General features: G+C 59.8%; 13 protein-coding genes. All 13 read right to left on the bottom strand.

From position 1 onward, the window contains the following. The 13 genes from nuoK to G7A66_RS00480 all read right to left on the bottom strand — a co-directional run bounded on the left by nuoK (position 1) and on the right by G7A66_RS00480 (position 11,496). Positions 1-306 carry an NADH-quinone oxidoreductase subunit NuoK gene (gene nuoK, locus G7A66_RS00540; protein ID WP_174293754.1) on the bottom strand — a complete coding sequence of 102 codons (306 nt, stop codon included), beginning with the start codon at positions 304-306 and terminating at the stop codon, positions 1-3. Beyond that, positions 303-929 (bottom strand): NADH-quinone oxidoreductase subunit J, encoded by a 627-nt coding sequence (locus tag G7A66_RS00535; RefSeq protein ID WP_174293753.1) that lies wholly within the window; start codon positions 927-929, stop codon positions 303-305. The genes nuoK and G7A66_RS00535 overlap by 4 nt, the downstream gene beginning before the upstream one ends. Positions 930-968: 39 nt before the next feature. Then, complete coding sequence (gene nuoI / locus G7A66_RS00530; RefSeq protein ID WP_174293830.1) at positions 969-1,457, bottom strand: NADH-quinone oxidoreductase subunit NuoI; 489 nt, start codon at positions 1,455-1,457, stop codon at positions 969-971. Next, positions 1,451-2,638: an NADH-quinone oxidoreductase subunit NuoH gene (nuoH, locus tag G7A66_RS00525; RefSeq protein WP_174293752.1), complete on the bottom strand. Its 1,188-nt coding sequence runs from the start codon at positions 2,636-2,638 to the stop codon at positions 1,451-1,453. Before nuoH ends, nuoI begins: the two co-directional genes overlap by 7 nt. After that, positions 2,635-4,641, bottom strand: a complete 2,007-nt coding sequence (nuoG, locus tag G7A66_RS00520; protein WP_174293751.1) for an NADH-quinone oxidoreductase subunit NuoG — start codon at positions 4,639-4,641, stop codon at positions 2,635-2,637. Before nuoG ends, nuoH begins: the two co-directional genes overlap by 4 nt. A gap of 93 nt (positions 4,642-4,734) precedes the next feature. Next, positions 4,735-6,027 (bottom strand): NADH-quinone oxidoreductase subunit NuoF, encoded by a 1,293-nt coding sequence (nuoF, locus tag G7A66_RS00515; RefSeq protein ID WP_174293750.1) that lies wholly within the window; start codon positions 6,025-6,027, stop codon positions 4,735-4,737. Then, positions 6,027-6,170, bottom strand: coding sequence for a hypothetical protein (locus tag G7A66_RS00510; RefSeq protein ID WP_174293749.1), 144 nt, complete (start codon positions 6,168-6,170; stop codon positions 6,027-6,029). The genes nuoF and G7A66_RS00510 overlap by 1 nt, the downstream gene beginning before the upstream one ends. Continuing rightward, positions 6,167-6,838: a complex I 24 kDa subunit family protein gene (locus G7A66_RS00505; RefSeq protein ID WP_174293748.1), complete on the bottom strand. Its 672-nt coding sequence runs from the start codon at positions 6,836-6,838 to the stop codon at positions 6,167-6,169. Before G7A66_RS00505 ends, G7A66_RS00510 begins: the two co-directional genes overlap by 4 nt. Next, complete coding sequence (locus G7A66_RS00500) at positions 6,838-8,052, bottom strand: NADH-quinone oxidoreductase subunit D (protein ID WP_174293747.1); 1,215 nt, start codon at positions 8,050-8,052, stop codon at positions 6,838-6,840. Before G7A66_RS00500 ends, G7A66_RS00505 begins: the two co-directional genes overlap by 1 nt. Continuing rightward, a complete protein-coding gene (locus G7A66_RS00495) occupies positions 8,049-8,918 on the bottom strand; it encodes an NADH-quinone oxidoreductase subunit C (RefSeq protein ID WP_174293746.1) in 870 nt (289 codons plus the stop codon). Before G7A66_RS00495 ends, G7A66_RS00500 begins: the two co-directional genes overlap by 4 nt. Positions 8,919-8,933: 15 nt before the next feature. Then, positions 8,934-9,545: a NuoB/complex I 20 kDa subunit family protein gene (locus tag G7A66_RS00490; RefSeq protein ID WP_174293745.1), complete on the bottom strand. Its 612-nt coding sequence runs from the start codon at positions 9,543-9,545 to the stop codon at positions 8,934-8,936. After that, positions 9,536-9,910, bottom strand: coding sequence for an NADH-quinone oxidoreductase subunit A (locus G7A66_RS00485; RefSeq protein ID WP_170002580.1), 375 nt, complete (start codon positions 9,908-9,910; stop codon positions 9,536-9,538). Before G7A66_RS00485 ends, G7A66_RS00490 begins: the two co-directional genes overlap by 10 nt. Before the next feature lie 176 nt (positions 9,911-10,086). Then, a complete protein-coding gene (locus G7A66_RS00480; protein ID WP_174293744.1) occupies positions 10,087-11,496 on the bottom strand; it encodes a coniferyl aldehyde dehydrogenase in 1,410 nt (469 codons plus the stop codon). Between the last annotated feature and the right edge of the window lie 60 nt (positions 11,497-11,556).

Raw genomic sequence — 11,556 nt, 5'->3', positions numbered from 1 at the left:
TCAACCCTTCATCCGGTTGGCGTCTTGCACCGCGATGGTGCCGCGGCTGCGGAAATAAATCACGAGTATAGCGAGCCCGATGGCCGCTTCGCCCGCTGCCACGGTCAGGACGAACATGGCAAAAATCTGGCCGGTCAGATCGCCAAGAAACGCACTGAACGCAACGAGATTGATGTTAACCGCCAGCAGGATGAGTTCGATCGCCATGAGGATAACGATGATGTTCTTCCGGTTGAGGAATATGCCGAGCACACCCAGGACAAACAGGATCGCGCTGACCACGATGAAATGTTCGATGCCGATCACAGGTCGATCCCCTTGCCAATCTCGGGTGACGCATTGAACGTCGCTTCCTTGGGATTTCGCCGCACCTGCTTGCCGATATCCTGATGCGCGCGGCGATGCGCAGCCGGACGTTCACGATGCGTCAGAACGATTGCTCCGATCATCGCGACCAGCAGGATAATACCCGCGCTTTCGAACAGGAACAGGTACCGGCTGTAGAGCAGCGCGCCAATGCTCTCGATGTTGCTTTCGAACAGCAGCGGAGCGGCAGTACCATCGGGTGTGCCGAGAATGAGCGCCCCTGCCCTGTATGCGCCAATACCCAAAACCAGTTCAGCGAGCAGGACCAGGGCAATCGCAATGCCGAGCGGAGCATTCCGGACGAAACCTGCTCGCATAGACGCGAAATCGATGTCCAGCATCATCACGACGAACAGAAACAGCACCGCGACCGCGCCGACATAGACAATCACCAGCAGCATCGCAATGAACTCGGCGCCGACCAGCACCATCAGGCCGGCGGCATTGAAGAAGGACAGGATCAGCCACAGCACCGAATGGACCGGATTTCGCGACATGATCACCATCACCGCGCTGGCGACGACAAGGGTCGCGAACAGGTAAAAGGCTATGGTCTGGAGCATGGGGTCTGAATCGGTCCCGTCGGGTAAGGTGGCCGCGAGTTAGCGGTAGGGAGCGTCGGCTTCAAGGTTCGCGGCAAGAGCCCGCTCCCACTTGTCCCCGTTAGCGAGCAGTTTTGCCTTGTCATAAAGCAGTTCCTCACGCGTTTCCGTCGCATATTCCAGGTTCGGCCCTTCGACGATGGCATCTACAGGGCAGGCTTCCTGGCAGAAACCACAATAGATGCATTTCGTCATGTCGATATCGTAGCGCGTCGTGCGGCGGCTGCCGTCATCGCGCGGTTCGGCGTCGATGGTGATCGCCCAGGCAGGGCAGACTGCCTCGCACAGCTTGCAGGCGATGCAGCGCTCCTCGCCATTCGGATAACGCCGCAGGGCATGCTCACCGCGAAAACGAGGGGACACCGGGTTCTTTTCAAAAGGATAGTTGATCGTGACCTTGGGCTTGAAGAAATACTTCAGCGTCAGTGCATGGGCCTTCAGAAATTCCCAAAGGGTAAAGGACTTGATCAGATGGCTCACGCTCATGATACGAATTCTCTTTCAACGGCCGGCAGATCGTCGACACAGCGACCGTCCCACAAATTAGCGGCGGATTGTCCGTCCCGGTAAAGCACGCCCGCTTCGGTGACGGGCACGGTCGACACGTATACGCGGCCCGCATCGCCACAGTCATAGCGGGTGAGCATCAGCCAACCACTGATCAGCACGACGAACAGAAGGCTCATCGGAAGGAAAACCTTCCAGCCCAATCGCATGAGTTGATCGTAACGGAAGCGGGGTACTGTCGCCTTGATCCAGCTGAATATGAAGAAGAACAGGAAGATCTTTGCGAACAGCCAGATGAACCCCGGGACTGCGTACAGCGGTTCCCAATTGATCGGCGGAAGCCATCCGCCGAAGAACAGGATCGCGTTGAGCGCGCACATCAGCAGCACGTTGGCGTATTCGCCCAGCCAGAACAGCGCGAAGCTCATCGAGCTGTATTCCGTCTGATACCCTGCGACGAGTTCGCTTTCGGCTTCGGTTAGATCGAACGGCGCACGCGCCGTTTCGGCAAGGCTGGAAATCAGAAAGACCACCCACATCGGGAACAGCAGCAGGTTGAAGGCATAGCCGTTGAAGACTCCAAGCCCGTGCCCGATCTGCCCGACGATGATGCCATTCATGTTGAAGGTGCCGGCATACAGCACCACGCAGATGATGACGAAGCCGATCGACACTTCGTAGGAGATCATCTGCGCGGCGGCGCGCATCGCCGAAAAGAAGGGATATTTCGAGTTCGAAGCCCAACCCGAGATAACAACTCCGTAAACGCCGAGCGAACTGATCGCGAAGATGTAGAGCAGGCCGACATTGATATCCGCCAGCACCGCGCCGGAATTGAACGGGATCACGGCCCAGGCAGCAAGCGCCACTGTGAAGGTAAGGATCGGCGCCAGCAGGAACAGGCCCTTGTTGGCCGCGCTGGGGATGATGGTTTCCTGCAGGAAGACCTTCAGCCCGTCGGCAAAACTTTGCGCCAGACCAAACGGGCCGACCACATTCGGACCGCGACGCAGGGCTATGGCAGCCCAGACCTTGCGGTCCATGTAGATGATCATGGCAACCGCCAGCATCAACGGCAGGGCGATCAGCAGCACGCCGGCAAGCGTCGCCAGTCCCCACGCCCATTCGTAGGTCATGCCCCAGTCCTGGAATGTCTCGGTCATTCCGCGGCCTCCGCCAAACCTTCGCCATGCAGCAGTTCTGCCGAACAGCGTTGCATCACGACGCTGGCCCGCGCGATTGGGTTGGTCAGATAGAAATCTTCAACAGGATATTTCATCACGCCAGACGCCCTGCCACCCCCCGAAGATGCGGGCAAGTCGCCAAGATCGGCAAGACCTTCTACCCCGAGAGCAGGCACGGCCGCCACCATCGATGCCTGCAATTCCGCCAGGCTGTCGAACCCCACCGATACGCCGAGCACATCGGCCATGGCGCGCAGGATCGTCCAGTCTTCGCGGGCGTCGCCCGGCGCGTAGACCGCTTTTTCTGCATATTGCACGCGACCCTCTGTGTTGACGTAGGTACCGTCCTTCTCGGCATAGGATGCTGCGGGAAGGATGATGTCAGCGGCATGGGCACCGCGGTCGCCGTGGTGGCCGATATAGACCTTGAGGCTGTTCGGAAAGGCGGAATAGTCTACCTCGTCGGCGCCGAGCGACAGCAGCACGTTGGGCGCAGCAGCGGCAAGATCGCGAATGCCGCCCTTGCGGCCATAGCCGAGCATCAAGCCGCCCATCCGGCTCGCCGCCAGGTGCAGGACATTGAAGCCGTTCCAGCCATCGCGCACAAGCTTCCAGTCCTGCGCGAGACGCAGAGAACGATCGAGCGCTCCACTGGCAAGACCGGCGGCCCCCAGAATGATCGCGGGTCGCTCGGCCTTGCTGAAAACTTCGCCGACTTCAGCCGGCAAATCGTGAAGAACGCCTGCATCGGGCCCGAGGAAGGTGGTCGGGAAGGTCGTATCCCATTCCGGCCCCACGACGAAAACACGCGCGCCGCGCTTCACCGCCTTGCGAAGTCGGACATGAACCAGAGCCGCTTCACTGCGGACGTGGCTGCCGATGATCAGGATGGCGTCGGCGTTCTCGATGCCCGAAAAGCCGGAGTTGAAATTGACCGCCGCCAGATTCGACACGTCGTAATCCATGCCGGTCTGCCGCCCTTCGAGCAGATCGGAACCGAGGCCTGCAAGCAGCGTCTTCGCCGCAAACATGGTTTCGCAATCGACGAGATCACCGGCGATAGCCGCGATGCTGCCCTGCGGATTTGCATCCGCAATCGCCTGAAAAGCCGTGTTCCAATCCGCCGCTTGCAATTTGCCGTCACGGCGGATCCAGACCTTGTCAAGGCGGCGACGAACCAGTCCATCCACCTGATACCGCCCCTTGTCCGACAGCCACTCCTCATTCACTTCGTCATTCACTCGCGGCAGCGCCCGCAGGATTTCACGGCCTCTACTGTCAAGGCGGATGTTCGCACCGACCGCGTCGGAAACGTCAATGCTCAGGGTTTTCTTCAGCTCCCAGGGCCGCGCTTCATAGGCATAGGGGCGGCTGGTCAGCGCGCCGACCGGACACAGGTCGATCACATTGGCGGACAATTCGTGGCTGGCGGCCTGCTCCAGATAGGTGGTGATCTGCATGTTCTCGCCGCGATAGAGCGCGCCGATCTCGTCGACCCCGGCCACTTCCTCGCTGAAACGAACGCAGCGGGTGCAATGGATGCAGCGCGTCATCTGCGTCTTGATGAGCGGGCCCATGTATTTGTCTGTCACGGCCCGCTTGTTGAGATCGTAGCGCGACCCGCCCCGGCCATACGCCATGGCCTGATCCTGCAGGTCGCACTCGCCGCCCTGATCGCAAATCGGGCAATCGAGCGGGTGGTTGATCAGCAGGAACTCCATCACGCCTTCGCGCGCGGTCTTCACCATCTCACTGTCGGTGCGGATTTCCTGGCCGTCAGTGGCTGGCAATGCGCAGCTTGCCTGCGGCTTGGGCGGACCGGGTTTCACTTCGACCAGACACATCCGGCAGTTGCCGGCGATGCTCAGCCGCTCGTGATAGCAGAAGCGCGGAATTTCCTTGCCGGCAAGCTCGCACGCCTGCAGCACTGTCGCGCCATCGGGAACTTCGAGTTCCTGGCCGTCTACACTGACCTTAGGCATCGTCGTTTCCGTTCATCTCACTTAGTCGAATTTGGATAATCTGCCGTCCTACATCGCTGATCGCGGCAGGCTTTGGAGTACGATATTGCGGCATCATTCCGCTGCCACCGCGAAGTTTGCCTGATACTCGGCGATCCGGCGCTCAAGTTCGGGACGGAAGTGACGGATCAATCCCTGGATCGGCCACGCCGCTGCATCACCCAAGGCGCAGATCGTATGGCCTTCCACCTGCTTGGTTACTTGTAACAGCATATCGATCTCGGCGACATCGGCATCGCCTTCGCGCAGCCGTTCCATTACGCGCCACATCCAGCCCGTACCTTCGCGGCAGGGGGTGCATTGTCCGCAGCTTTCATGCTTGTAAAAATAGCTGATCCGGCTGATCGCTCGCACGATATCCGTGCTCTTGTCCATGACGATCACGGCCGCGGTACCCAAGCCGCTGCCAAGCGCCTTCAGACCGTCAAAATCCATGGGCGCGTCCATGATTTCCGCTGCAGGGACCAGCGGGACGGAGGAACCCCCCGGAATGACGGCGAGAAGATTGTCCCAGCCACCAGTGATACCGCCGCAATGCGTCTCGATCAGTTCGCGGAAGGATATGCCCATCTCTTCCTCGACCACGCAGGGCTTTTCGACATGGCCGCTGATCTGGAACAGCTTGGTTCCGGCATTGCCCTCACGCCCTAGGCCGCTGAACCAGCTGGCACCCCGCCGCAGGATGGTCGGGACCACCGCGATGCTTTCCACATTGTTCACAGTGGTCGGGCAGCCATAGAGCCCAGCACCTGCGGGAAACGGCGGCTTGAGGCGCGGCTGGCCCTTCTTGCCCTCCAGGCTTTCGATCATCGCGGTTTCTTCACCGCAGATGTATGCCCCGGCGCCACGGTGAACGAACACGTCAAAATCGTAACCAGATCCGGCGGCGTTCTTGCCAAGCAGCCCTGCGTCATAGGCTTCAGCCACGGCGGAAAACAAGGTCTCCGCCTCGCGGATATATTCCCCGCGAATGTAGATATAGGCCGCTCGCGCGCGCATGGCATAGCCGGCGACCAGTGCGCCTTCGATCAGCTTGTGCGGATCGTGGCGGATGATCTCGCGGTCCTTGCAGGATCCGGGTTCCGATTCATCTGCGTTGATGACCAGGAAACTGGGACGGCCGTCCTTCGATTCCTTTGGCATGAAGGACCATTTCAGCCCCGTGGGGAATCCTGCACCGCCGCGGCCGCGCAAACCGCTGGCCTTCATCTCGTCGATGATCGCGTCATGTCCGCGCCCGATCAGCGCCTTCGTATCGTCCCAATCGCCGCGCTTCTGCGCGGCTTCCAGATTCCACGGCTGAAAGCCGTAAAGATTGGTAAAGATCCGGTCCCGATCAGCGAGCATCAGAGCCCTCCTCCGAATATGAACAGTGCCGCTACGACCAGAATAGCCAGAAGAGCTACCGTCTTCACGGCGCCTTTCAACAGCTTCCACGCGAGCACGATAGCTAGCAGAGCGACAATGATTGTGACGATTGACAGGTTCATGCCCATTCGCCCCTGTAATCGTGATTTTCGGTTTTCATCGCCACCAGGGTGGTCGGCCCGTCTGCAGGCTCGCTGGTATGGCGGCCCGGCAGTTGCGTGCCTTCCTTCGGATGTTCGCCCCTTGCGAGCGCATCGAGTACGGCGTCGAGCCGTTCCGGGGTAAGGTCTTCGTAATTGCCATCGTTGATCTGCGCCATCGGCGCCGTGGCGCAATTGCCCATGCACTCGACCTCGGTCAGCGTCCACATGCCGTCATCGGTGGTGTGCCCCTTGCGCATGCCGCGCTCATAGCAACCTTCGAGAATGGCATCCGACCCGCGGAGCATGCAGGGAGTCGTTCCGCAGACTTGCACATGGAACCGGCCAACCGGCACCAGATTATACATGGTGTAGAAGGTGGCGACCTCCAGCACGCGAATAATCGGAAGATCGAGTTCGCGGGCGACGAATTCTATCACGGGAAGCGGCAACCAGCCCTGCGTCTGTGTTTCTGCCCCGACCTGCCGCTGGGCGAGATCAAGGAACGGCATGACGGCGGATTTCTGCCGTCCTTCCGGATAGCGCGCGACGATGTTCTTCGCCAATGCGGCGTTTTCCTGCGTCCAGGCGAATTCACCCCATCGGGCGCGCAGTTCCGGCGTATCGGGAGCGATGTTACGTTCGGCCATTATCTGTCACACTCTCCGAACACGACGTCGATAGCACCAAGGATGGCGGTCGCGTCGGGCAGCATATGTCCTTTCGCCATGAAATCCATTGCCTGAAGGTGGCTGAAAGCGGTCGGGCGGATCTTGCAGCGATAAGGCTTGTTGCTGCCATCGCTCACCAGATACACGCCGAATTCACCCTTCGGGCTTTCGGTCGCCACATAGACCTCACCCGCGGGCACATGGAAGCCTTCCGTGTAAAGTTTGAAGTGGTGGATCAGCGCCTCCATCGATTGCTTCATTTCGCCGCGCTTCGGTGGAGCAACCTTGCGATCATCGGATGCGATCGGACCTTCCGGCATTTCCGCAAGGCATTGCTTGATGATGCGGGCGGATTGGTAGACTTCCTCAACCCGCACCATGAAGCGGTCATAACAATCGGAATTGGTCCCGACCGGAATTTCGAAATCCATCCGGTCGTAAACATCGTAGGGCTGCGACTTGCGCAAATCCCAGGGCAGACCGGCCGCGCGGATCATCGGGCCCGAAAAGCCCCAGGCGATCGCGTCTTCCTTGCTGACAACCGCGATGTCGACATTGCGTTGCTTGAAAATGCGATTGTCGGTCACGAGGCTCATCGCGTCGCCGAATAATTCAGGCAGGCGCGTGTCGACCCAATCGCCGATGTCGGTGAGCAGTTTGAGCGGCACATCCTGGTGAACACCGCCGGGGCGGAACCAGGCTGCGTGCATCCGCGCACCCGAAGCGCGCTCGTAGAAATTCATGCAATCTTCGCGAAGTTCAAACACCCACAAATTCGGCGTCATCGCGCCGACATCCATGACATGCGCGCCGATGTTGAGCAGGTGGTTCTTGATACGCGTCAGTTCAGCAAACAGCACCCGCAGATATTGCGCCCGGATCGGAACCTCGACATTCAGAAGTTTCTCGACGGCGAGAACATAGCTGTGCTCCATGCACATGGGCGAGCAGTAATCCAGCCTATCGAAGTAAGGCAGCGCCTGCAGATAGGTCTTGTGCTCGATCAGCTTTTCGGTGCCGCGGTGCAGCAGGCCTACGTGCGGGTCGATCCGTTCGATCACCTCGCCGTCAAGCTCCATCACCATGCGCAGCACGCCGTGTGCCGCAGGATGCTGCGGACCGAAATTGATCGTATAGTTGCTGATTTCCTCGCCCTGAGTGGTGGGCGAAGTTTCGCTGACCAATCCGCTCATGCTTCACCATCCTTTGCGGCATCATCTTCAACTATCCGGGTCGAATCCGCCGTATCGACCGCCTTGCCCTCGCGCGCGGGCCGGGCAGCGCGGTCCTCAGTCGGTTCCGGAGATACTGGCTCGTCGAGGCCGCTGTCTTCTTCCGCGGGCGCACCGGCACTGACCCTTTCAGCCGCCTTCGCATCGGTCTTTTCGCCCGCGCCCGTGTCCTTGGGAGAGTCGGTGACCTTCGCCTCCTCGACAGGCGGCATGTCGGCTTTCTCGTCACCCGGAAGCACGTAGTCGGCACCTTCCCAAGGGCTGAGGAAGTCGAACTGACGCAGTTCCTGTGCCAGTTCGACCGGTTCGTACACGACACGTCGCTCTTCTTCCGAATAGCGCAGTTCATTATAGCCGGTGAGCGGAAAATCCTTGCGGAATGGATGCCCTTCGAAACCGTAATCGGTGAGAATGCGCCGCAGATCCGTATTGCCGTCGAAAATCACGCCGAACATGTCGAAAACTTCACGTTCAAGCCAGCCCGCATTGGGCCACAGGGTAGTTACGGTCGGCACCGGCGTATCTTCAGCGGCCGACAGCTTGACCATGATCCGGTGGTTCTTCGTCAGGCTGAGCAGCATGTAGACACATTCGAACCGTTCAGCCCGGCCCGGGAAATCGACACCGGCGATTTCCATCAACTGCTGATATTCATGCTCGTCCCGAAGCAGGCGCAGGACATCCTCTATCGCGCCGCGCTGCACGGTGAACATCAGTTCTCCATGCTCTTCATGCGCGGAAACCAGATGCGCGCCGATTGCGGCGGACAAACTGTCCAGCATGCCGGCATTGCTGGCGTAGCGGGGGGCGGAATGAATGACGGCCATGTGTGGCACTATCCTCTAGCGTTCGATCGTACCGCTGCGGCGGATCTTGCGCTGCAACTGCATGACTCCATAAAGCAGCGCCTCGGCCGTGGGCGGGCAGCCGGGCACATAAATGTCGACCGGAACGATCCGGTCGCAGCCGCGCACCACGGAATAGCTGTAATGATAATAGCCGCCGCCATTGGCGCAGCTGCCCATGCTGATCACATATTTTGGATCGGACATCTGGTCATAGACACGGCGCAGGGCTGGCGCCATCTTGTTGCATAGCGTGCCGGCAACAATCATCACGTCGGACTGACGCGGTGATGCGCGCGGTGCCACGCCGAAGCGTTCCATATCGTAGCGCGGCATGTTCACATGGATCATTTCGACCGCGCAGCAGGCGAGACCGAACGTCATCCACCACAGGCTGCCGGTACGCGCCCACTGGAAGAGGTCTTCCGTCGTGGTGACGAGGAACCCCTTGTCGTTCACCTCGGTCTGCATGGCGCGGAAATATTCCGCATCGGGGTTGAGCACGTCGCCGCCCTTGGCGGTCGGGGCATGCAGCATCTGGTTGTGGTCGGGCGCGATTACGCCGCCGGCGGGCGGATAGGGCGACGCCTTGTTGTCGGTCATTCCCATTCCAGTGCTCCTTTCTTCCAGGCGTAGGCGAAGCCGACGATGAGCTCGAACAGGAAGATCATCATGGTGATCCAGCCCGGCCAGCCGGTGAGATCCAGACTGACAGCCCATGGAAACAGGAAAGCCGCCTCAAGATCGAAGATGATGAACAGGATCGCGATCAGATAGAAGTTCACGTCGAACTGGCTGCGCGGATCCTCGAAAGCGGGAAAGCCGCATTCATATTCGCTGAGTTTTTCCGCCGTCGGGTTGTGACTGCCCGTCAGGCGCGACACGCCCATCGGCAGGAACACGAACAGGCACGACAGCGCGAGCGCGATCCCCAGGAAGATGAGAATAGGTAGATATTGACTGAGATCGACCACGAGGTTCGCATATCCGGCTGGTTGGCGGAATTGCCGACCCCGCATCTAGAGGCACGCCCGCTATCGCGCAAGGGCGGGACTCGGTCCAATTCCAAGACTTAGGACCGCTTCGTGGCGTATTTCTGCCACGAAGCGGTGATTCTTCGAGTCGAGCGGCAGGTCGCCCGTTGTATAGCCTAGCTGGCGGCGCCGCCAGCGTAAGGCGGCTTCATCTTGGCGAGCTTGGCCACATCCGTGCGCGGCTGACGATAGATCGCACGTGCATGGCTGAATTCACGGAAACCCTCCGGCCCGTGATAGGAACCGATACCGGAAGGACCGACTCCGCCGAACGGCAGATCCTCCATCGAAACGTGGAAGACGACGTCGTTAACGGTGACCCCGCCCGAGATGGTGCGATTAAGCACATGCTCCCGCTCGGAAGTGTCCTCACCGAAGTAATAGAGGCCAAGCGGACGATCGTGATCGTTGATGTAGCCTATGGCATCGTCGATGCGCGAATATGTGCGGATCGGCAGGACGGGTCCGAAGATTTCTTCCTTCATCGCCTGCATGTCGTCCGTCACATTGCGCAGCAGCGTCAGCGGCATCTTGCGGCTGTTGGTGCTGGAGAAATCCTCGTTGGCCGGATTGATCTCGATGACATCGGCGCCCTTGCCGCGGGCATCCTCCACCATGTCCTGCAGCCGCTGGAAGTGCTTGTCGGTCACGACGGAAGCGTAATCGTCATTGTCGAGGATGGTTGGATACATGGAGGACGCAGCCGATTCGATTGCGGCGATCGTGTCGATCTCCTTGTCCTCGGGAACCATCAGATAATCCGGCGCGAGGCAGATCTGCCCGGCATTCATCATCTTGCCCAACGCGATGCGCTCTCCCGCCCGGGCGACATCCGCGCTCTGGCCGAGGACCACGGGCGACTTGCCGCCGAGTTCCAGCGTTACCGGCACCAGATTGGCGGCAGCGGCCTGCATCACCTTGCGCCCGGTTCCGGTCGAGCCGGTGAATACAAGGTGATCGAAGGGCAATGCCGAAAAAGCATGCGCCACCTCAGGCCCGCCGTTGATGACCGCTACTTCTTCTGGCCGGAAATATTTCTCAACCAGTTCCGCTGTGAGAGCGCTGGTCTTTTCGGTGAACTCGCTTGGCTTCAGCATGGCGCGGTTGCCAGCGGCCAGCACCTGCATCAGCGGACCGAAGGAAAGGTTCACCGGAAAGTTCCACGGGCTCATGATACCGATGACACCCTTGGGTTCGTAGCGAACCTCTGCGCGGGCACCCAAGAGGCCGAGCGGAAACTGCACCTTCCGTTTATTGGGTTTCGCCCAGTCATCGAGGTTCTTCAGGCAATATTTGCCGAAGTTCACGGTGCCGGTGATATCCGTCATCATCGACTGATAGGGGCTGCGATTGCCGAAATCGGAGCTCATCGCGGCGCAGAGATCGACTGCATTTTCTTCCAGGAGCTGCATGGCCCGTTTGATGCGATCACGCCGCATCTCCAGCCGTTCCGGGCGGGCCGAGGTGAAGGCGGCGCGCTGCACCTTCAGGATATGCTCGAGATCGTCCTGTCGATTGTCGGCCATTTTTCGCTCTCCGTCCAGTGGTTCGCGGCTTTGCATGTTCGAACCGCATCCTTATGTGGC

The organism is Alteripontixanthobacter muriae, from assembly GCF_013336795.1.
GTDB classification, from domain to species: domain Bacteria; phylum Pseudomonadota; class Alphaproteobacteria; order Sphingomonadales; family Sphingomonadaceae; genus Pseudopontixanthobacter; species Pseudopontixanthobacter muriae.
Note: the sequence above shows the minus strand (reverse complement) of the source record. Positions and strands in the feature narration are given on the sequence as shown.

Excerpts from the sequence above, each read along its gene's own strand:
- G7A66_RS00480 (WP_174293744.1), bottom strand. The coding sequence starts at position 11,496 with ATGGCCGACAATCGACAGGACGATCTCGAGCATATCCTGAAGGTGCAG.
- nuoG (WP_174293751.1), bottom strand. The coding sequence starts at position 4,641 with ATGCCTAAGGTCAGTGTAGACGGCCAGGAACTCGAAGTTCCCGATGGC.
- G7A66_RS00535 (WP_174293753.1), bottom strand. The coding sequence starts at position 929 with ATGCTCCAGACCATAGCCTTTTACCTGTTCGCGACCCTTGTCGTCGCC.
- nuoF (WP_174293750.1), bottom strand. The coding sequence starts at position 6,027 with ATGCTCGCTGATCGGGACCGGATCTTTACCAATCTTTACGGCTTTCAG.
- nuoH (WP_174293752.1), bottom strand. The coding sequence starts at position 2,638 with ATGACCGAGACATTCCAGGACTGGGGCATGACCTACGAATGGGCGTGG.
- G7A66_RS00500 (WP_174293747.1), bottom strand. The coding sequence starts at position 8,052 with ATGAGCGGATTGGTCAGCGAAACTTCGCCCACCACTCAGGGCGAGGAA.
- G7A66_RS00510 (WP_174293749.1), bottom strand. The coding sequence starts at position 6,170 with ATGAACCTGTCAATCGTCACAATCATTGTCGCTCTGCTAGCTATCGTG.
- G7A66_RS00505 (WP_174293748.1), bottom strand. The coding sequence starts at position 6,838 with ATGGCCGAACGTAACATCGCTCCCGATACGCCGGAACTGCGCGCCCGA.
- G7A66_RS00495 (WP_174293746.1), bottom strand. The coding sequence starts at position 8,918 with ATGGCCGTCATTCATTCCGCCCCCCGCTACGCCAGCAATGCCGGCATG.
- G7A66_RS00490 (WP_174293745.1), bottom strand. The coding sequence starts at position 9,545 with ATGGGAATGACCGACAACAAGGCGTCGCCCTATCCGCCCGCCGGCGGC.